The organism is Bradyrhizobium sp. LM2.9 (genome assembly GCF_054056555.1).
In genome coordinates this window covers 1593665-1612913 of sequence record NZ_JBSRYJ010000002.1, presented here as the reverse complement: position 1 = coordinate 1612913, position 19249 = coordinate 1593665, and the positions used below count along the sequence as shown (strand labels likewise).

Annotated in this window: 18 protein-coding genes; 9 read left to right on the top strand and 9 right to left on the bottom strand. The window is 64.5% G+C overall.

Annotation, left to right across the window (positions count from 1 at the left end; all coding sequences use genetic code 11):
• Positions 1 to 5: 5 nt before the first annotated feature.
• Both ACVWW3_RS09010 and ACVWW3_RS09005 read right to left on the bottom strand, forming a co-directional pair.
• A complete protein-coding gene (locus ACVWW3_RS09010) occupies positions 6 to 626 on the bottom strand; it encodes a GNAT family N-acetyltransferase (RefSeq protein WP_247443457.1) in 621 nt (206 codons plus the stop codon).
• Complete coding sequence (locus ACVWW3_RS09005; RefSeq protein WP_456650282.1) at positions 613 to 1230, bottom strand: hypothetical protein; 618 nt, start codon at positions 1228 to 1230, stop codon at positions 613 to 615. Before ACVWW3_RS09005 ends, ACVWW3_RS09010 begins: the two co-directional genes overlap by 14 nt.
• Before the next feature lie 71 nt (positions 1231 to 1301).
• Between ACVWW3_RS09005 and ACVWW3_RS09000 the strand changes: the two genes are divergently transcribed.
• Positions 1302 to 2342: a LysR family transcriptional regulator gene (locus tag ACVWW3_RS09000; protein ID WP_456650283.1), complete on the top strand. Its 1041-nt coding sequence runs from the start codon at positions 1302 to 1304 to the stop codon at positions 2340 to 2342.
• 82 nt (positions 2343 to 2424) lie between these two features.
• Here ACVWW3_RS09000 and ACVWW3_RS08995 read toward each other — a convergent pair whose 3' ends face one another.
• Positions 2425 to 3582 carry an autotransporter outer membrane beta-barrel domain-containing protein gene (locus ACVWW3_RS08995; protein WP_456650284.1) on the bottom strand — a complete coding sequence of 386 codons (1158 nt, stop codon included), beginning with the start codon at positions 3580 to 3582 and terminating at the stop codon, positions 2425 to 2427.
• Positions 3583 to 3960: 378 nt separating this feature from the next.
• Here ACVWW3_RS08995 and ACVWW3_RS08990 point away from each other — a divergent pair, with 378 nt between their 5' ends.
• Complete coding sequence (locus ACVWW3_RS08990; RefSeq protein WP_148752975.1) at positions 3961 to 4167, top strand: cold-shock protein; 207 nt, start codon at positions 3961 to 3963, stop codon at positions 4165 to 4167.
• A gap of 87 nt (positions 4168 to 4254) precedes the next feature.
• Here ACVWW3_RS08990 and purN read toward each other — a convergent pair whose 3' ends face one another.
• Both purN and purM read right to left on the bottom strand, forming a co-directional pair.
• Positions 4255 to 4908, bottom strand: coding sequence for a phosphoribosylglycinamide formyltransferase (gene purN / locus ACVWW3_RS08985; RefSeq protein WP_456650285.1), 654 nt, complete (start codon positions 4906 to 4908; stop codon positions 4255 to 4257).
• On the bottom strand, positions 4908 to 5981 hold the full coding sequence (purM, locus tag ACVWW3_RS08980; protein WP_456650286.1) for a phosphoribosylformylglycinamidine cyclo-ligase: 1074 nt from the start codon (positions 5979 to 5981) through the stop codon (positions 4908 to 4910). Before purM ends, purN begins: the two co-directional genes overlap by 1 nt.
• Positions 5982 to 6136: 155 nt before the next feature.
• Between purM and ACVWW3_RS08975 the strand changes: the two genes are divergently transcribed.
• The 4 genes from ACVWW3_RS08975 (at position 6137) to ppx (ending at position 11321) form a co-directional block, all read left to right on the top strand.
• A complete protein-coding gene (locus ACVWW3_RS08975) occupies positions 6137 to 6679 on the top strand; it encodes a CDP-alcohol phosphatidyltransferase family protein (protein WP_456650287.1) in 543 nt (180 codons plus the stop codon).
• Positions 6680 to 6804: 125 nt separating this feature from the next.
• A complete protein-coding gene (locus ACVWW3_RS08970; RefSeq protein WP_456650288.1) occupies positions 6805 to 7482 on the top strand; it encodes a chromosomal replication initiator DnaA in 678 nt (225 codons plus the stop codon).
• Positions 7483 to 7610: 128 nt separating this feature from the next.
• Positions 7611 to 9803 (top strand): RNA degradosome polyphosphate kinase, encoded by a 2193-nt coding sequence (locus tag ACVWW3_RS08965; protein ID WP_456652040.1) that lies wholly within the window; start codon positions 7611 to 7613, stop codon positions 9801 to 9803.
• A gap of 15 nt (positions 9804 to 9818) precedes the next feature.
• Positions 9819 to 11321: an exopolyphosphatase gene (gene ppx / locus ACVWW3_RS08960; RefSeq protein WP_456650289.1), complete on the top strand. Its 1503-nt coding sequence runs from the start codon at positions 9819 to 9821 to the stop codon at positions 11319 to 11321.
• Positions 11322 to 11363: 42 nt separating this feature from the next.
• Here the strand turns inward: ppx and ACVWW3_RS08955 are convergent, their stop codons facing one another.
• A complete protein-coding gene (locus tag ACVWW3_RS08955) occupies positions 11364 to 12224 on the bottom strand; it encodes a TerC family protein (protein ID WP_456650290.1) in 861 nt (286 codons plus the stop codon).
• A gap of 44 nt (positions 12225 to 12268) precedes the next feature.
• Complete coding sequence (gene ndk, locus ACVWW3_RS08950; protein ID WP_456650291.1) at positions 12269 to 12691, bottom strand: nucleoside-diphosphate kinase; 423 nt, start codon at positions 12689 to 12691, stop codon at positions 12269 to 12271.
• Between the two features lie 310 nt (positions 12692 to 13001).
• On the opposite strand from ndk, the gene ACVWW3_RS08945 reads away from it, so the two are divergent.
• The 3 genes from ACVWW3_RS08945 to ACVWW3_RS08935 all read left to right on the top strand — a co-directional run bounded on the left by ACVWW3_RS08945 (position 13002) and on the right by ACVWW3_RS08935 (position 15572).
• The gene (locus ACVWW3_RS08945; protein ID WP_456650292.1) at positions 13002 to 13256 is read left to right on the top strand and encodes a sulfur globule protein precursor; all 255 of its coding nucleotides are present in this window, start codon (positions 13002 to 13004) and stop codon (positions 13254 to 13256) included.
• A gap of 219 nt (positions 13257 to 13475) precedes the next feature.
• A complete protein-coding gene (locus tag ACVWW3_RS08940) occupies positions 13476 to 13649 on the top strand; it encodes a hypothetical protein (protein ID WP_354046965.1) in 174 nt (57 codons plus the stop codon).
• A gap of 57 nt (positions 13650 to 13706) precedes the next feature.
• Positions 13707 to 15572 carry an ABC-F family ATP-binding cassette domain-containing protein gene (locus ACVWW3_RS08935; protein ID WP_456671938.1) on the top strand — a complete coding sequence of 622 codons (1866 nt, stop codon included), beginning with the start codon at positions 13707 to 13709 and terminating at the stop codon, positions 15570 to 15572.
• Positions 15573 to 15672: 100 nt separating this feature from the next.
• Here ACVWW3_RS08935 and ACVWW3_RS08930 read toward each other — a convergent pair whose 3' ends face one another.
• Positions 15673 to 17127 carry an HlyD family type I secretion periplasmic adaptor subunit gene (locus ACVWW3_RS08930; protein ID WP_456650293.1) on the bottom strand — a complete coding sequence of 485 codons (1455 nt, stop codon included), beginning with the start codon at positions 17125 to 17127 and terminating at the stop codon, positions 15673 to 15675.
• Positions 17114 to 19246 carry a type I secretion system permease/ATPase gene (locus ACVWW3_RS08925; protein ID WP_456650294.1) on the bottom strand — a complete coding sequence of 711 codons (2133 nt, stop codon included), beginning with the start codon at positions 19244 to 19246 and terminating at the stop codon, positions 17114 to 17116. The genes ACVWW3_RS08930 and ACVWW3_RS08925 overlap by 14 nt, the downstream gene beginning before the upstream one ends.
• Between the last annotated feature and the right edge of the window lie 3 nt (positions 19247 to 19249).

Genomic DNA, 19249 nt, shown 5'->3' with positions numbered 1-19249 from the left:
CTGGTTCAACGGCCAGCGAGCGCGACGTCCCGCAGCGGCGACGTCACGGCTCGTCCAGCCGAGGCGTCGAGCACGCCCGGCCGGTCCCAATCGCCCTCGGGACGGATGATCACATAGGGATCGCTGTCCAGCGTAATCGCGTCCGGACCCGGTTCGATCTCCAGCAGCATCTCCGTGTAGGAGAAGTCGGAGAAGGTGACCTTGCGATTGTGGCCGAGCGGCTTGGCGCCGAAATGGGCCCAGAAATCGACCAGGCGGTCCTGCGCCTGGCCGTAGATCTTGCGAAAGCCCTTGCGCTTCACATAGTCGACGCTCGCCTGCACCAGTTTGAACGAGACGCGCGAGCGCCGATATTGATGCCGCACCGCAAGCCGTTCCACCTTGGCGAAATCGCCGAAGAACCGCACCCGCAGACAGCCGGCAGGCTCGTTGCCGACATAGCCGATGAAATGCGCGGCGACCATGTCGTTGCCGTCGAACTCCTCATCGAACGGGCAATCCTGCTCGGCGAGATAGACGGCTGAGCGGATCGAGGTGACCAGCATGAGATCGCTGAGATCGCGTGCGAGGCGAATGGTGATGGCGCGGGAGTCGGGCTTCGCGAGAGGAATCCTAGTACCGTGCATCTGCAAAACTCCTTGCTTGGATGACCGCGCCGGGCATGCGCATGGGTTGTCGATGCCAGGGGCGCTCGTAGCACCAGAGGTCGGGTTGGAAGCTCGGAACAGGCTCGAAGCCGGTCGCCTTCATGATGTCGCGTCCGGCCACGGTTGACGGCTGCGCATAGCAATCCGCGTTACGAAACCTTAGCTGTCTTAGATGAGCCGCGGCCTTGCCGAGACCGGCGACGCCGCGCCCTGTCGCCGCGATCGCCCAGATGTAGATGGCAGAAACGTCCTCCTTCGCAGAAGCGAGATGGCGCGTTTCCGGCGCGGTGAGACAGATCTCGTCGAGCAGCAGCGCATCGTGGCCGCGTTCGTTCAGAAACAGGAAGGCCATGCCGCCGACGAGGTTGCCCTTCCGGCTGAAAGTCAGGATGCTCTCGGGATCGAAGGTGAAGTATCTTGCAAGCTCAGCCGTCCCGATCCGAACGCCCGGCACCAGCCGGTGCGCCATCTGCGAAAGCGCGGCAATTTCGGAAAATTGGGCGCAACGGACCTCGACATCCGGACTGAGCGGCAGCGCGTCGAAATCATGCCTTGCGGCAAACGAGCCCCTTTCCATACCCATGTCACCCCTTTATCGTCCGCGGCTTTCGTGCCCCGCTATCGCGAAGAGCTTAGCGGCTGGGGATCAGGAGTATGCAGCAGTTATTGCACCGGGGTGCTGCTATGATGCAGCACCGTGAAGAAGCCCTGGATGCGTCCTGGGACGATTTGAAATTATTTTTAGCTTGCGCAAAATATAAAAGCTTCCGCAACGCCGCTGAGGAGCTCGGGCTCACCTCCACCACCCTGATGCGCAGGATCGACCGGCTCGAAGAGAGCATCGACTGCAAGCTGTTCCTGCGCGACCAGAGCGGGCTCACGCTCAGCGACGAAGGCAGCGCCATGATCGCCGACGTGGCACTGATGGAGCGTCATGCTTTCAACGTCCTCCGGCGTGCCTCGCGATCGTCGAACGACATGTCAGGCACCGTGCGCGTCGCGGTGACGGAAGGCCCCGGCAATTTCTGGATCCTGCCGCGACTGATCGACTTCCAGAAGACCTATCGCAAGATCACCGTCGACCTGCGCTGCGCGATGGAGCAGGCCGACGTCGCGCGGCTCGAATCCGATATCGCGATCCAGCTCGAGCCGCCGACCAATCCGGATCTGATCATCGCCAAGCTCGGCCGTCTGCACATCTATCCGTTCGTCTCCAAGGAGTACGAAAACCTCTACGGCGTCCCGGCGGGCCTGGCCGAGCTGAAGAACCACCGCATCATCAAGCAGAACGCGCCGCAGGTCGATGACGGCGCCTACGCCCGCGTGCTCGGACTGAAGTCGCTCGAGGGCATCGTCGGGATCAAGACCAACTCGTCGGTCGGCGTGCTCTATGCAGTGGAGCGCGGCGCCGGCATCGGGTTCCTGCCGACGGTCTCGATCGCGCTCGGCGCCCCGCTCGTTGCCGTCGATCTCGGCGTCAGCCACCACGCCGATCTCTGGCTCACCTATCACAAGGAGTTCCGCACCTCCGAGCGCCACAAGATCGTGGTCGACTGGCTGAAGAAAATCTTCGATCCCAAGATGCATCCCTGTTTCCGCGACGAGTTCATCCACCCGAACGCGCTGGTGCCGATGATGACGGCCGCGCGCGAAGGCTTTGGATTGACGGGATATATCGCGGCAACGCCGACCTGAAGCTTGGGCATGACCTTTTCAAACAACCGCTCCGCACTTTTCCGGATCATGCTCTGGGCGGATGCAGGCAGGCTGCTTCGCCTCACCACCGATATTCGAAGCCGAGCGTGCCCTGGTGCGACGTCAGCTCGTTGCGGAACTTGCCGTCGTAATTGATGTAGAGCCGCGCAGTGTTGGTCAGGCTGAGCGAGGCCGAGGCGCCGGCATCCATGCCGTAGCGGCTCTCGCCGATGCCGGGCACGACAATGCTCTGGGTCCCGAGGCTCACCTGCACCGATCCCAGGTTCTGATAAAAATTGTCGACGAACTTGCCGTAGGCGGACAGGTCCAGGATCTTCTGCTCGAAGATGAAGTAGCGCCCGATCTCGGCCCCGATCATGACGCGCGCGCGTGAGAGCGCCGTCGAGCCGACATTGAGGGGATCGAGGCCGCCGGCCTCCTGGAACGCGGCGCTGGTGGCGCGGACATATTCCAGCGCCCCCTTGGGCACGATGCGCATCTGGTCCTGAGTCCAGTAGTAGCTGATCTCGGTCAGCGCGCCGTCGATTGCGGCGCCATAACCCGCGGTCGCAAAACCCAGGCCGGTATCCCGGCCGGAACGGACCTTGCCGAAACCGTGCACCACCGCGAAAGCCCAGGTCCATGGGCCCTTGTCGACGGAGCCGTTGAAGCCGAGCTGCGTCAGGTCCAGTGTCGCGGACTGAAGCGCGAGCGGCACGTCGATGTCGGTGTGGCTCTGGTCGACGGAGAAGCCGATATTGACACCCGGCGCGAGCCGCGCGCCAAAGCCCGCGACACCGCCAACCGTCTTGCGCTTGTCGCCGACGAAATCGCCCTGTGCATCGGTCCGGACCGAGATGCCGTAGCCCTCGAACCAGGCGCGGTAGCGCGGATCCTCCGTGGCCGTCGACGCGCCGCCGCCGCCCTGATTGGTCCGAAACGCCCGGTTGACGCCGCCAGATGCCTGGTTGCCGAGCCGCTCCAGGAAATTCGAGCCGAGATCGAGCGCGCTGTTGCCGGCCGACTGGTCGTAATTGGTCGAGGTCGGCATAGGAACCGGAGTCGGTGACGGCAATGGGGTTGGGGTCGGCGTGGGCGTCGGACTTTGCGCCAAGCCGGGCGTCGCGGCCAACATCATCACGACGAACGTACAGGCCATGGCGATCGCCGTCGCAATCCGGCGGAAGCGATCCAGTCCGATCGTCTGCCGTGTCCTGGAGAGCTGCGAGGTGCAGCACATGACGACCTTCCCGAAGCGAGTGGCGGAGCGCTGGAATGCAACACAAGCTGCGGCGCGTGCGGCGATTTGTTCCGAACTGTCACGGAGGGTCAACGGGTTGGCACGCTATGGCCGAGGCTATTGCCCGGGATTGTGGTTCCACGGCCACAGGTCGCAAATTGCAATCCTGTTCGCCCGGCCCTGGCCTGAAATTCGCGCACGGCTTGCTAACGCGCGATTTTCATGTTGCAATATCGGACACAATCGGAATTGGCGCTCGGCTGTGCGTTTCGCGACATTGAGATTCAAGACTCGAACAGACTTCCGGAAGCCCGTTTGTGGCGTGGCACGCGAAAAAAGCGGCCGCGTCTTTTTTGTATCTAGCGGAGGAGACTGAGGATGCCGCAAAAGGGCACCGTCAAATGGTTCAACCCGACCAAGGGCTATGGGTTCATCAAGCCGAACGGCAGCGACAAGGACGTGTTCGTCCATATCTCCGCCGTCGAGCGTGCGGGACTTTCCACCCTCAACGAAAACCAAGCGGTTGAATACGACCTCGTGGAGAACCGCGGCAAAGCATCCGCGGAGAACCTCAAGGTTTCCTGATTTCTCTCGATTTTGCGCGAGAGATCATGACGTTGCCCCCGGCTCCGCCGGGGGTTTTTATTTATGACGACGAAACGCGACAGCGCTTCAATTCGCCACCGGCGCAATCAAAAAATTCTCCGACGGCCCGCCGCCCGCCGTCTTGCAGACGTCGCCCTCGATCCGGATCTTGCCGGCCGCGAGCAGCCGCAGCGCCTCAGGATAGATGCGGTGCTCGATCTCAAGGATGCGCTCCGACAGCGTGGCCCCGGTATCGTGGTCGCTCACAGGCACCGCGCCCTGCATCACGATGGGACCGGCGTCGGTCTCGGGGATCACGAAGTGCACCGTCGCACCAGACAGCTTGACGCCGGCGCGCAAGGCCTGGCCGTGCGGGTCGAGACCGGGGAACGACGGCAGCAGCGAGGGATGGATGTTCAGCATCCGCCCGTACCAGGCCTTGGTGAATTCGGCCGTGAACAGGCGCATGAAGCCGCCGAGACAGATCAGCTCGATGCCGTGCTGATCGAGCGCTGCCTGCAGCACCTTCTCGAAGCCGGCGCGGTCCTTGCCGAACGGCTTGCTTTCGATCACCAGCGTCTTCACGCCGCGCGCTTTGGCTGTTTCCAGCCCCAGCGCATCGGCCTTGTTCGAGATGACCAGGGAAATCTCCGCCGGAAAATCCGGTGCAGCCGCGCCCTTGATCAGCGCGGCCATGTTGGAGCCGCGCCCCGATATCAGGATGGCAACGCGGCGCTTCATCACAGCGCCAGGTCGAGGTGGCCGTTATAGACGACGCGGTGCTCGCCTTCGGCCGGGATCACGGTGCCGAGCTGTGCCACGGTCTCACCAGCCTCAGTGAAGACCTGCATGACCTCGTTCACCTTGTCCGGCTCGACGATCGCGATCATGCCGATCCCGCAATTGAAGGTCCGCAGCATTTCGAGCTCGGCGATGCCGGCTTGAGCTGCCAGCCATCTGAACACCGGCAGCACCGGAAGGCGCGCCAGGTCGATACCGACGCCGAGATGGTTCGGCAGCACGCGCGGAATGTTGTCCGTGAAGCCGCCGCCGGTGATATGGGCAAGCCCCTTCACCGCACCGGTCTCGCGGATCGCGCGCAGGCAGGATTTGACGTAGAGCCGCGTCGGCGTCAGCAACGCGCCGCCGAGCGTCATGACGGGCGAGAACGGCGCCTGCGCCTCGAAGCCGAGGCCGGATTGTTCCACAATTTTGCGCACCAGCGAGAAACCGTTGGAGTGCACGCCCGACGAGGCGAGCCCGATCACGGCATCGCCGGCGGCGATGTCCTTGCGCGGCAACAGCGTGCCACGCTCCGCGGCGCCGACGGCAAAGCCGCCGAGATCGTAATCGCCGTCCTTGTAGAGGCCGGGCATCTCGGCCGTCTCGCCGCCGATCAGGGCGCAACCGGATTCGCGGCAGCCTTCGGCGACACCGGCGACGATCGAGGCGGTCGCCTCCGGATCGAGCTTGCCGCAGGCAAAATAATCCAGGAAGAACAGCGGCTCGGCGCCCTGCACCACAAGGTCGTTGACGCTCATGGCGACAAGGTCGATGCCGATCCCGCCATGCAGGCCGGTCTCGATCGCGATCTTGACCTTGGTGCCGACCCCGTCGGTCGCGGCCACCAGGATGGGGTCCTTGAAGCCGGCCGCCTTGAGGTCGAACAGGCCGCCGAATCCGCCGATTTCGGCGTCGGCGCCGGGCCGAGCGGTGGCGCGCACCATCGGCTTGATCAGGTCGACCAGGCGGTTGCCCGCGTCGATATCGACGCCTGAATCGGCGTAAGTGAGGCCGTTTTTGCGGTCGGTCATGCCCGATTTCCAGTGGGTTTGCGGCTGGTTACGTCGAATTCCGGGGACGCGCAATGGCTCGCATGGCGCGCCTTCGTATACTATGTAGAGATATCAACCGGTTCAGCCTCTAAGGGCCGGATTCGAGGTCAGACCGGGTGCCGGGAAGCGCTTTCGTGAGTATTCCGAATATCATTACCCTGGGCCGCATCATGCTGGTCCCGATCATCGTCTGGGCCATCGTGTCGAGCCAAATGGAGGTGGCGTTCGCCGTCTTCCTGATCGCGGGTATCAGCGACGCGGTCGACGGCTTCCTTGCCAAGCGCTTCAACATGACGAGCGAGCTCGGCGCCTTGCTCGACCCGCTCGCCGACAAGGCGCTGCTGGTCTCGATCTACATGGCCCTGGGCATCTGGGGTGCGATTCCGCGCTGGATCGTCATCCTGGTGGTCTCGCGCGACATCATGATCGTCGCCGCCGTGATCGTTTCGTGGCTGTTCGACCGCCCTGTCGAGATGAAGCCCTCGAGGGTATCCAAGCTCAACACTGTGGCCCAGGTGGCATTCGCGGCGCTGGTGCTGGCCGCCCTCGCCTTCGGCTTCAAGCCCGGTCCTTATGATATAATCCTGATGGGCCTCGTCACGGTCTTCACGCTCTCCTCGGTGTCGCTCTATCTCGTCGAGTGGTTGCGGCACATGAGTACGATCGAAGCCAAGTAGTACTTATCAAGTAGCACTATCGAGGCCAAATGAGTTGGGATGCGGCCCCGCAAAAGGCCAACTCCGCTCGATTAAGTCGCATCTCCTCAAACGAAGCCGGCACGCCGGCACGGAGCAAAGCAAGCGTGCCAGGCCGCGTTCATCCCCGACAATTGGCGTTTTCGCTTCCGCATGCGGAGAGCCTGAGCCGGGACAATTTCCTCGAAGGCCCCGCCAACGCCGCCGGTGTTGCCCTCATCGACGCCTGGCCGGAATGGCCGAACCGGATCATGTGGCTGGCCGGCCCGGAAGGGAGCGGCAAGAGCCATCTCGCCGCGATCTGGTCCGAGGCTTCGGGCGCCCGTTCGACCACCGCCAATGCGCTGACCGCCGAAGCCGTCCCGGGTGCGCTCGTCACCGGCGCGCTGGTGGTCGAGGATCCCAAGGTCAGGGAATTTGACGAGCGCGCCTTGTTCCATCTGATGAACCTGGCCCGCGAGGACGACGCCTACGTCCTCTTCACCGGGCGCCAGATGCCGGCATCGCTCAAGATCGAGCTGCCCGACCTGCGCTCGCGGCTGCGCGCCGTGCCTGTCATCGCGCTGCTGCCGCCTGACGACCAGCTCTTCCGCGGCCTGATCGTCAAATTCTGCGCCGACCGCCAGCTCGCCGTGGACGAGAGCGTGGTCAGCTACCTCGCTACCCGCCTGGAGCGGTCCTCGGCCGCCGCCCGGCAGGCCGTGGAGCTGCTGGACAGCGAGGCCCTGCGCCTCGGCCGTCCCGTCACCCGGGCCCTGGCCGCCGAGCTCTTGCGGGATGTCTGACCAAGGCGGCTTGACGCGGCCCGGCAGCGGAACATCAATGTCATCGAAACGTCATCGCTCTAACACATGCTCCCGACGGTTTTGCGCATAAGCCGCAAATTTGGGCGAACTGGATGGATCGATTTCTAATGGACTCTGCGCAAGCTGTTGAAATTAAAGAAAAAGATCCGGAAGCCGAGGGCCATCCGGCGATCGCATCCAGCCCCGAGCGGTTCATCAATCGCGAGCTCTCCTGGCTGCACTTCAACCGCCGCGTCCTGGAGGAATCGGTCAATGCCAGCCACCCCATGCTGGAGCGGGTGCGATTCCTGTCGATTTCAGCGAATAATCTCGACGAGTTCTTCATGGTCCGCGTCGCCGGCATCAAGGCCCAGGTGCGCGAGGGCATTGCCGAACGCAGCCCCGACGGCCTGACGCCGTCCGAGCAGCTCGCGCTTATCAACCGGACCGTCTCGCAACTGGCCTCCGACCAGCAGGCGATCTGGCGCGACCTGCGCGGCACGTTGGCCAACGAGGGCATCGTTCTGGTCGAGGGCAAGGAGGTCACCAAGGCGGAGCGAACCTGGGTCGAGGACTACTTCCTCAGCAATGTGTTTCCGCTGCTGACACCGCTCGCGATCGACCCGGCCCACCCCTTCCCGTTCATTCCGAGCCTCGGCTTCACCATCGCGCTCCAGCTCACGCGCGCCGCCGACGGCAAGCAGATGAACGCGCTGATCCGCATGCCCGGCAAGATCGACCGCTTCATCCGCCTACCGGCTGACGGCAAGGTCGTCCGGCTGATCTCGCTGGAGCAGGCCACCGCGCTGTTCATCAACCGCCTGTTCCCCGGCTACAATCTTCAAGGCCAGGGCGCTTTCCGCATCATCCGCGACTCCGAGCTCGAGATCGAGGAAGAGGCCGAGGATCTCGTCCGCCTATTCGAGACCGCGCTGAAGCGCCGCCGCCGCGGGTCGGTGATCCGGCTCGAGATCGACGCCAAGATGCCGGAGCAGCTGCGCAGCTTCGTGCAGCATGCGCTATCGGCCGCCGACGACGAGGTGTTGCTGGTCGACGGCGTACTGGCCATGAACGAGCTCTCGCAGCTCACCCGCCTCGACCGGCCCGATCTCGAATTCACCCCTTACGTCCCGCGCCATCCCGAGCGCGTGCGCGAGCACGGCGGCGACATCTTCGCGGCGATCCGGCAGAAGGACCTCGTCGTCCATCATCCCTACGAATCCTTCGACGTGGTGGTGCAGTTTCTCCAGCAGGCGACGCGCGACCCCGACGTCGTCGCCATCAAGCAGACGCTCTACCGCACCTCCAGCAACTCGCCGATCGTGCGCGCGCTTGTGGAAGCCGCCGAAGCCGGCAAATCCGTCACCGCGCTGATCGAGCTGAAGGCGCGCTTCGACGAAGAGGCCAACATCCGCTGGGCGCGCGATCTCGAACGCGCCGGCGTCCAGGTCGTCTATGGCTTCCTCGAACTGAAGACGCACGCGAAGCTGTCGATGGTGGTGCGCCGCGAGGGCGGCAGCCTGACAACCTACGTCCACACCGGCACCGGCAATTACCACCCGGTGACCGCGCGCATCTACACCGACCTCTCCTACTTCACCTCGGAGCCGACCATCGGCCGCGACGCTGCGCGCGTGTTCAACTTCATCACCGGCTATGCGGCGCCGAGCGATCTGGAAAAGATGGCGGTGTCGCCGCTGACCTTGCGCAAACGCATCATCGAGCACATCCAGGGCGAGACCGCGCACACGCGGCACGGCCGGCCCGGTGCGGTCTGGATGAAGATGAACGCGCTGGTCGACCCCGACATCATCGACGCACTCTACGAGGCCTCACAGGCGGGCGTGCAGGTCGAGCTCGTGGTGCGCGGCATCTGTTGCCTGCGGCCCGGCATCCCCGGCCTGTCGGAGAACATCCGCGTCAAGTCGATCATCGGACGCTTCCTGGAACACGGCCGAATCTACTGCTTCGGCATGGGCCAGGGCCTGCCGAGCGCGAAAGCGGCTGTGTATATCTCCTCGGCCGACATGATGCCGCGCAACCTCGACCGCCGCGTCGAGGTGCTGTGTCCGCTGCAAAATCCCACGGTGCATCAGCAGGTTCTCGAACAGATCATGGTCGCGAATCTCAAGGACAACGAGCAGAGCTGGCAGTTGTTGCCGGACGGGTCCTCAACGCGTATGAAGACCGCGAAGGGCGAGGAGCCTTTCAACGCTCACAACTACTTCATGACAAATCCGAGTCTGTCTGGCCGTGGTAAGTCGCTCAAGGAATCCTCGCCGCGCCGCCTCACGCGCCGTAATGAACGTCATCAATCCTGATCCCGGATCTCTGACGTGAAGCGGCCGCGCAAGCGCGGCTCGAGCGTCGCGGTCATCGATATCGGCTCCAACTCGGTCCGCCTCGTCGTGTACGAGGGACTGGCGCGGAGCCTCATTCCGATCTTCAACGAGAAGACGCTGTGCGGCCTCGGGCGCGAGGTGCAGAGCACGGGCCTGCTCGCACCCGACGCCGTCGAAAAGGCGCTGACCTCGCTCAAGCGATTCCGTGCGCTGTGCCGGGTGATGCAGGTCGGACGGGTGTTTGCGATTGCGACCGCCGCCTGCCGCGATGCCTCCAACGGCCCCGACTTCATCGCCAAAGCCGAGCGCATCTGCGCCGTGAAGATCGAGATCCTGTCGGGCCCGCGCGAGGCGCGGTTGTCGGCGCTGGGCGTGATCTCCGGCATCCATCACCCCGACGGCATCGTCGGCGATCTCGGCGGCGGTTCGCTCGAACTGATCGACGTGCGCAAGAACAGCGTGCGCAGCGGCGTGACGCTGCCGCTCGGCGGCCTCGCGCTGCAGGATCTCGCGCATAAATCTCTCAAACGCGCCGACCGCATCGTCCGCGAGGCGCTCGACGGGGTGCCGCAACTCAAGGCAGGTAGCGGCCGGAGCTTCTACGCGGTCGGCGGCACCTGGCGCGCGCTCGCGCGCATCCACATCATCCAGAGCGGCTATCCGCTCCAGGTGATGCACGGCTATTCGATTTCGGCTGCCGAGGCGCTCGACTTCTCGCGTCGTCTGCGTCGTCTTGCGGCTGTCGACATGCTCGCCGACATCGAGATCGTCGCGGATGCGCGTCGCCCTCTCCTGACCTATGCAGCGCTGGTGCTCGAGCACATCATCCGCGTGGCGAAGCCGAAGACGATCGTGTTCTCGACCTTCGGCGTGCGCGAGGGCCTGCTGCACGAGAAGCTGTCGGAAACCGAGCGCAACAAGGACGGGCTGATTTGCGCGGCGGAGGAGCTGAACCAGCTGCTGTCGCGTTCGGCGAAGCACGCCCGCGAGCTGATTGCCTGGACCGACCGCCTCGCACGCGTGGTGAAGCTGCACGAGACCGAGGAGGACCGCCGCCTGCGCCACGCCGCGTGCCTGCTGTCCGACATCGGCTGGCGCGTGCATCCCGATCATCGCGGCGAGCAGACGCTGAGCCTGGTCGTCAACGGCAATTTCGGCGCCATCACCCACACCGAACGCGCGTTCGTCGGCCTGTCCGTGTTCTATCGCTACGCCGGCCTGAGTGAAGAGAACCAGCCGCCCGTCGCCATGCAGGAGTTGCTGACGGCGGCGCAGCTTGAACGCGCCCGCCTGCTGGGCGCGGCCTTCCGCGTCGCGCATCTGATCTCGGCGGCGCGTCCGGGCGTCTTGCCCGCGACGCATTTCCGCAGCGTGGGCCGCAAGCTGTTGCTGGTGTTCGAGCATCGCCTTGGCGATCTCGTCGCGGACCGCGTCGGCAGCCGCTTCCGCGCGCTCGCTCGGCTGATCAACCGCGCCGGCTCGATCGTCCGGCGCTAGAGAATTACTCAGCCGAAGCCTTTTACTCAGCCGATGCCTTGGCTACTCCGCCGAAGCCTTGGCGTGGCGCTCGGAGGACTCCAGCGCGGCCGCGCTGAGGCTGCGTCGGCGCCAGATGGTGCCGACGACCAGCACGACGACGACGCCGAGGATCGCGCAAAAATATTCGCCGCCCCCGCCACCATGGGCGAACTGCGGCGGGATGCGCAACGCGCCGAGCATGTTGTCCAGCGAGGCGCCGAACGGACCGTCGAACAGCGTGTGCAGCCGCGGCGCAATGGCGGGATCGGTGGCAATCACTTCGCCTGCGATCCAGCCGAGCAGCGCCGCGCCGGCCCACACCAGAACCGGCAGCTTTGTAAGCAGCGCCATGATCAGCGCCGCACCGGCGACGATCAGCGGCACGCTGATGGCAAGACCGAGCACCAGCAAGGGCACGCTGCCATTGGCGGCGGCGGCCACCGCAATGACGTTGTCCAGACTCATGACGATGTCGGCGACGACGACGATCTGCACGGCCTGCCACAGATGCGACGCCGACTCGACGCCGTCCTCGTCCTCTTGTTCCGGCACCAGCAGTTTGGCCGCAATCACGATCAGCGCGAGACCGCCGACGAGCTTGAGGTACGGCAGCTCCATCAGGCTCGCGACGATGCCCGTGAAGATGATCCGCAGCAGCACCGCTGCGCCGGCACCGAAGATCATGCCCCAGAGCCGATGCCGCGGCTTGAGGCCGCGGCAGGCGAGCGCGATCACCAGCGCATTGTCGCCGGACAAAAGGATGTTGATCCAGATGATCTTGCCGACCGCAACCCAGAAGGTCGGTTCGGCCATCTCGTTGCGAAACTGGGTGAAGAATGCCCCGATCGTAGCGGGATCGAAGATCTGCCAGAGCCAGTTCACACTACGTCCTTTCGCCGTGTCTCTTTAACTTATCGGCTGAGCGATCAGCCGACGATCTCGTTGCCCGAGAAGAACTGCGCGATTTCGATCGCGGCGGTCTCCGGCGCATCCGAACCGTGCGCAGAATTTTCGCCGATCGACTTTGCGTAGAGCTTGCGGATGGTGCCGTCGGCCGCCTTGGACGGATCGGTCGCACCCATCGCATCGCGGTACCTGGCGACGGCGCCCTCGCCTTCCAGCACCTGGACCACCACCGGGCCCGAGGTCATGAATTCCACGAGCTCACCGAAGAACGGCCGCGCCTTGTGGACCGCATAGAACGTCTCGGCCTGTTCCTTGGTCATGCGGATGCGCTTCTGCGCGACGATGCGCAGGCCCGCCTTCTCGATCACGGCGTTAACCGCACCGGTCAGGTTACGCGCGGTGGCGTCGGGCTTGATGATCGAGAAAGTGCGTTCGATGGCCATAATCTTGTCCTTGGGGAAGAATGCGGTGGTTCGGAGTTGCCGGGCTTATATCGGCGCCTTCGCCGGACGGCAAGCGACCGCCCGAATGTCTCACAGGCGCTTCGCCGCAGGAGCGAACGGCCGATTCCAGCATGGCTTACAACAATTTCACCCAGATGAACCCAATCTGAAGCCCCCGTCAGGATTCGGTTCAGCTTCGCCGGCGTAACGTCAGGTCTATCGAAACCGAAACCTGATGATCAGGCAGACCGTTTCGGCGGCCTTTCCATCGACGCGATAGCCCCGCGCCGGCAGTTTTGAGGAGATCACCATGTTGAGGAAACTTTCGCTTGCCGCTGTTGCCGCGGTCGCGCTGGGTGCCGCGCTGGCGCCGACCTCCGCGTCCGCTCACTGGCATGGCGGCTGGGGCAATGGCGGCGGCGGTGGCTGGCATCACGGCTGGGGTGGACCGCGCTTCTATGCCGGCGGCCCCGTCTCCTACGGTTATGGCGGCGGCTGCTATGTGCGGCGGCTGGTCCCGACTCCCTGGGGCCCCCGCTGGCGCCTGACCAATCGCTGCTACTGAGCCCGACAGCACCTTCCCAAAAGGGTACCTAAGCCCCCAGGTACCTTTCAAGCGAAGCCCCGGCGTTCCCCTGCGCCGGGGCTTTGTATTCGGGTTGGGGCATTGCGCCGCTTCATACAATTTTTGCTAGAATGACGGGCAATCTCCGCGAGTGGCGAAACCATTTGGGGGCCAAGGACTTGATACCGTGTCGCTTCTTTGAAAACACGGAACCCTGCGATGGCCGGCCTTTCTGCCAATGACGGCGAACAAATCGATCGGCGCACCAGCCGCTCGATCTCCGATGCCGTGGGCGAACGGCTCCGGCAGAGCCTGCGCCCCGAAGCCAGGCTCCCGACGCACCTCGAGCAGCTCCTCAACGAGCTGAAGCAGCGCGAGCGCGATTCGCACTGACTTCAACCTCACGGAAAAACGGGTTGCGTTTGATCCCGGCTGCGGTGACAAGGCCGCATGCTTGCTATCACCGACCTCTCCATCCGCCTCGCCGGACGCCTTCTGATTGACCAGAGTTCCGTGCAGATCACGCCCGGATCCCGCGTCGGCATGGTCGGTCGCAACGGCACCGGCAAATCGACCCTGTTCAAGGTGATCCGCGGCGAGCTCGCGGCCGAGCACGGCACGGTCACATTGCCGCCCCGCTGGCGCGTCGGCAGCCTCGCGCAGGAAGCCCCGAACGGCCCCGAAAGCCTGATCTCCGTGGTGCTCAAGGCCGACCTCGAACGCGACGCTTTGCTTACCGAGGCCGAGAGCGCGACCGACCCGCACCGGATCGCCGAGATTCAGACCCGGCTGGTGGACATCGACGCGCATTCCGCCCCGTCGCGCGCGGCCGCGATCCTCTCCGGCCTGGGCTTCTCGGCCACCGACCAGCTCCGCCCCTGCGCCGAATTCTCCGGCGGCTGGCGCATGCGCGTTGCGCTCGCCGCAACGCTGTTCGCCGCTCCCGACCTGTTGCTGCTCGACGAGCCCACCAACTATCTCGACCTCGAAGGCACGCTGTGGCTGGAGGATCACCTCGCGCATTATCCGCGCACAGTGATCGTGATCAGCCATGACCGCGATCTCCTCGAAAGCTCGGTCGACCAGATCCTGCATCTGGAGCGCAGCAAGCTCACGCTTTACAAAGGCACCTACTCCTCCTTCGAGGAGCAGCGCGCCATGCGCGAGATGCTCGATGCCAAACAGGTCAAGCGCCAGGAAGCCGAACGCGCGCGCCTGCAAGCCTTCGTCGATCGCTTCAAGGCCAAGGCCTCGAAAGCCCGGCAGGCCCAATCACGCGTCAAAATGCTGGAGCGGCTGAAGCCGATCACGGCGCTGGTCACCCAGGATGTGCGCGAGATCAGCTTTCCGGCGCCCGAGAAAATCCTGTCGCCGCCGATCATCGCCGTCGACAACGCCGCGGTCGGCTACGATCCGGCAACGCCGGTGCTGGGCCGCGTCACCTTGCGGATCGACAATGACGACCGCATTGCGCTGCTCGGCTCCAACGGCAACGGCAAGTCGACACTGGTCAAACTGCTCGCCGGCCGCCTCGCGCCATTCTCGGGCAAGGTGACGCGCGCGGACAAGCTGTCGATCGCCTATTTCGCGCAGCACCAGCTCGACGAATTGAACGAGGACGGCTCCGCCTATGACCACATCCGCAAGCTGATGGGCGGCGAAGCGCCCGAGGCCAAGGTGCGCGCCCGCGCCGGCGCGATCGGTTTTTCCGGCAAGGCGGCCGACACCAAGGTTGGAAAACTGTCGGGCGGCGAGAAGGCGCGGCTTCTGCTGGGACTCGCGACCTTCTTCGGCCCCAACATGATCATCCTGGATGAGCCGACCAACCATCTCGACATCGACAGCCGCGCCGCGCTCGCCGAAGCCATCAACGAATTCCCCGGCGCCGTTATCATGGTCTCGCACGATCGCTATCTGATCGAGGCCTGCGCCGACCGGCTCTGGATCGTCGCCGACCGCACCGTGACCAATTACGACGGCGACCTCGACGAATATCGCCGCCTGGTGCTGTCCGCGCGCAACGGCGAGCCCGCCCCGCGCGAGCGCAGCGCGGCAAGCGAGAAGCCGCAGCGTCCGAGGTCGGACAACCGCGGCCCGCTGAAGAAGCGCATCGCGGAAGCCGAGTCCGAGATCGCCCGCGTCAGCGAGATCATCACCAAGATCGACACGGCGCTCGCGCTCCCCGACATCTTCACCCGCGATCCCAAGCAGGCCGCGCAACTATCAAAGGCACGCGCCAACGCCGCCGACGCGCTGGCGCGCGCCGAGGAGCAGTGGCTGGAGGCGAGCACGCAGTTTGACGAGGCGGCGGGGTAACGTCTTCGCCTACCCGCGCTTGCAGGAAATGGCTCAGTCGGCAAACTGGCCGGTTGCCGTGATCATGGGCGCCCAGCGGTCGTCGGCAGCGGGGTCGGAACTACCGCTCCCGCATGATGTCGTGCCGGTAGCGCTGCAGCGGCGACAACAAATAGCTCAGGATGGTGCGCGAGCCGGTTCTGATCTCCACCGTCACCGCCATGCCCGGCGCCAGGCTGACGAGGCGGTCGTCCACCTGCATCTGCGTGCGATCCAGCGAGATGCGTGCGCTGTAGCTCAGCTCCTGCCCGTTGGGCTCACTGCTGTCGCGCGGCGTCCCGAGCGGGCGGTCGCTTCCGCGCTCCAGCGGACGGTCGTGAATGATGGCATCATGCGAGACGCTCAGCACCCGGCCTTCCAACAAGCCGTAGCGGGTGAAGTTGAAGGTGTCGATCTTGACGGCAGCGCCCTGCCCGGCCTCGACAAAGCCGATATCGCGGTTGGAGATCATCGCCTCGATCTCGAGCCGCGTATCTGATGGCACGATCACCAGCAGCGATTGCGCGGGCGTGACCACGCCGCCGACGGTGTGGATCGCAAGCTGCTGCACGACGCCGTCGACCGGCGACGTCAGTTGCTGAAGCCTCGTCCTCTGCTGCGCCTTGATCAGATCGCGCGCGACGCCGTTGGCTTTCTGCTCGCTCTTGGCGAGTTCGTCGGACAGGTTCTTCCTGTACTCGGCCACGGCCTGGTTATGGGTTTCCCGGATCGCGGCAACGGCGGACTCGGCCTCCTTCAAGCGGCTGCTTTGGACGCGGAGCTCCTCCTGCTGCTCGATCTGGAGCTGAAGGGTCTCGTAGTAGGTCAGCTTCGAGCCGATCTCCTTCTCCATCAGCGTCTTGCGGATCTCGACACGTTGCTGCGTAACGGGGAGCAGCGAGTCGAGCTTATGAATCGTGGCCGCGATCGTCTGATGCTCGGCGTCCTTCTGCGCCTCCTGGCGCGCAAGCGCCGCGAGCTTGGCCCTGTTCTCGCTGACCTGATTGGCGAGAAGCTGCCGCTGCGTCGCGATCAGCATCGGATCGGCGTCCGCGGGCGGGGTCAGATCGGCAGAAGCCTCCTCGCCAGCTGTCAGCGCGGCGCGAAGGCGCGCGATATTGAGCCGTTCAGCCATGAGATCGTCATGAAGACGATCGCGCTCCGCGGCGTTGACGGTCGGATCAAGCTCGATCAGCAAATCGCCTGATTTGACCGCCTGCCCATCCTGCACGTGGATGGCCCGTACCACGCCGGTCTCGAACGGTTGCACCACCTTGCTTCGCCCGCTCGAAACGACCTTCCCGGTTGCGGAAGCGACAATGTCGATCGTGCCCCATGCCGACCATGCGAGCACCGCACAGACAAGCAGCATCAGGGCCATGCCGATGGCGCGGCCGGTTGGCGACGGCGGTGTTTCGGTGATCTCCAACGCCGCCGGCAGGAAGGCGATTTCCTCGGCGCGTCGCTCTTTCGCTTTCCGGAAAGGAACCACCGTCTGCTGCGGCCGAGCAACCGGCACCGCGCTAGCCGACCTCATAGATCCCTCCCTGAAGACGATGCAGCGCCGCGTAACGGCCGCCGGTCTTGATCAAGCCGTCATGCGTGCCGTCCTCGACCAGCCGGCCTCGCTCCAGCGTGAAGATGCGGTCGGCGCCGCGGACGGTGGACAGGCGGTGGGCGATGATCAGGACCGTGCGGCCGCTGGCGATCTCCTTCATGTTGTCGTGGATGATCCGCTCGCTCTCATAGTCGAGCGCGCTGGTCGCCTCGTCGAAGATCAGGATACGCGGATTGGTCACCAGCGCGCGGGCGATCGCGATGCGCTGGCGCTGTCCGCCGGAGAGCGTCGAGCCGCGCTCGCCGACCACCGTGTCGTAGCCCTCAGGAAGCTCTAGAATGAAGTCATGCGCGCCCGCAAGCTTTGCAGCGTCCATGATGCGCGTCATCGGCAGGGTCGGATCGGCCAGCGCGATATTGTCGCGCACCGAGCGGTTGAACAGCATGTTGTCCTGGAGCACCACGCCGATCTGCCGACGCAGCCAGGCCGGGTCGGTCATCACCAGATCCATGCCGTCGATCAGCACGCGGCCGCCTTGCGGCACATAGAGCCGCTGCACCAGTTTTGCAAACGTGCTCTTGCCCGAGCCCGATGATCCCACGATGCCGACGGTTTGGCCTGCCGGAATATCGAACGAGACGTCGTGCAAGATTTCCGGCCCGTCGAGCCTGTACCGAAAGCCCACGTGCTCGAACCTGATATTGCCCCGGAGCGGCGGCAGCCCCGCGCGTGCCGCGGAGTGAGCCGGCTCCGCCGCGCTGTTGAGAATATCGCCGAGCCGCGCGATCGACAGCCGCGCCTGATGAAAATCCTGCCAGACCTGGGCCAGCCGCAGCACCGGGGCCGAAACTCTCCCTGCGAAAATGTTGAAGGCCACGAGCTCACCGACCGTCAATGCGTCCCCGATCACGAGTCGCGCGCCGACATAGAGGATGGCGGCAGTGACGATCTTGCTGACGAATTGCACCAGCTGGCTCGCCGTGTTGCCGAGGCTGGTGACACCAAAACTCGCGGAGACATAGCCGGCGAGTTGCTCTTCCCAGCGGCGCTGCATCTGCGGTTCGACCGCCATTGCCTTCAGCGTTTCGATGCCGCTGACGCTCTCGACCAGGAACGCCTGGTTCTCGGCGCCGCGGCGGAATTTCTCGTCCAGCCTGCGGCGGAACAGCGGCGTCGCCACCGCCGAAATCGCGATGTAGAACGGGAACGATGCCAGCACGATGCAGCTCATCAACGGCGAATAGGCGAACATCACCGCCAGGAACACCGAGGTGAAGAACAGGTCGATGAGAAGCGTCAGCGAGGAGCTGGTGATGAAATTGCGGATGTTCTCGAGCTCGCGGACACGGGCCACGGAATCGCCGACGCGCCGGGCCTGAAACCAGGCCATCGGCAGCGCCAGCAGATGGTGGAACAGGCGCGCGCCGAGCTCGACGTCGATGCGGTTGGTCGTATGCGAGAACAGATAGTTGCGCAGGATTCCGAGCACGGTGTCGAACAGGGAGACGACCACGAGGCCAATGACGAGAACGTCGAGCGTGGACAGCGAACGGTGAACCAGTACCTTGTCGATCACGACCTGGAAGAACAGCGGTGAGACCAATGCAAAGAGCTGGAGGAAGAACGAGGCAGCCACCACCTCGCCGAGCAGTCGCCGGTATTTGCCGATCGCGCCGATGAACCAGGTGATGTCGAAGTGGCGCCCGAGGTCGGATAGCCCGGCGCGCCGCGCCATCAGGATCAACCCGCCGTCCCAGTTCGCGCACAGCTCGTCGCGCTCCATCAATACAGGCCGCTGCACCCCCGGCGACTGCACCAGCACCTTGTCGGGGGAAGCTTTGGCGATGACCATGAAGCTACCGTCACGCAGCATCGCAATCGCAGGCAGCGGGCTGTCCGGCAAACGGCTCCACTGCGTTCGATAGGTTCGTGCTTTCAGTCCGAGAGACCTGGCGCAGCGGACGATGTCCGCTGCGCCGAAGACTGCCGCTCCGGTCCGGTGCCTGAGCTGGTCGCGATCGGCCGCAACGCCCTTCAAATGCAGAAGCGTCAGCAGAGCTTCGAGCCCCGTATCGGCCACGCCAGCGTTCGTCGTCATGAG

Excerpts from the sequence above, each read along its gene's own strand:
- ACVWW3_RS09010 (WP_247443457.1), bottom strand. The coding sequence starts at position 626 with ATGCACGGTACTAGGATTCCTCTCGCGAAGCCCGACTCCCGCGCCATC.
- ACVWW3_RS09005 (WP_456650282.1), bottom strand. The coding sequence starts at position 1,230 with ATGGGTATGGAAAGGGGCTCGTTTGCCGCAAGGCATGATTTCGACGCG.
- ACVWW3_RS09000 (WP_456650283.1), top strand. The coding sequence starts at position 1,302 with ATGCAGCAGTTATTGCACCGGGGTGCTGCTATGATGCAGCACCGTGAA.
- ACVWW3_RS08995 (WP_456650284.1), bottom strand. The coding sequence starts at position 3,582 with ATGTGCTGCACCTCGCAGCTCTCCAGGACACGGCAGACGATCGGACTG.
- ACVWW3_RS08990 (WP_148752975.1), top strand. The coding sequence starts at position 3,961 with ATGCCGCAAAAGGGCACCGTCAAATGGTTCAACCCGACCAAGGGCTAT.
- purN (WP_456650285.1), bottom strand. The coding sequence starts at position 4,908 with ATGAAGCGCCGCGTTGCCATCCTGATATCGGGGCGCGGCTCCAACATG.
- purM (WP_456650286.1), bottom strand. The coding sequence starts at position 5,981 with ATGACCGACCGCAAAAACGGCCTCACTTACGCCGATTCAGGCGTCGAT.
- ACVWW3_RS08965 (WP_456652040.1), top strand. The coding sequence starts at position 7,611 with ATGGACTCTGCGCAAGCTGTTGAAATTAAAGAAAAAGATCCGGAAGCC.
- ndk (WP_456650291.1), bottom strand. The coding sequence starts at position 12,691 with ATGGCCATCGAACGCACTTTCTCGATCATCAAGCCCGACGCCACCGCG.
- ACVWW3_RS08945 (WP_456650292.1), top strand. The coding sequence starts at position 13,002 with ATGTTGAGGAAACTTTCGCTTGCCGCTGTTGCCGCGGTCGCGCTGGGT.
- ACVWW3_RS08940 (WP_354046965.1), top strand. The coding sequence starts at position 13,476 with ATGGCCGGCCTTTCTGCCAATGACGGCGAACAAATCGATCGGCGCACC.
- ACVWW3_RS08935 (WP_456671938.1), top strand. The coding sequence starts at position 13,707 with ATGCTTGCTATCACCGACCTCTCCATCCGCCTCGCCGGACGCCTTCTG.
- ACVWW3_RS08930 (WP_456650293.1), bottom strand. The coding sequence starts at position 17,127 with ATGAGGTCGGCTAGCGCGGTGCCGGTTGCTCGGCCGCAGCAGACGGTG.
- ACVWW3_RS08925 (WP_456650294.1), bottom strand. The coding sequence starts at position 19,246 with ATGACGACGAACGCTGGCGTGGCCGATACGGGGCTCGAAGCTCTGCTG.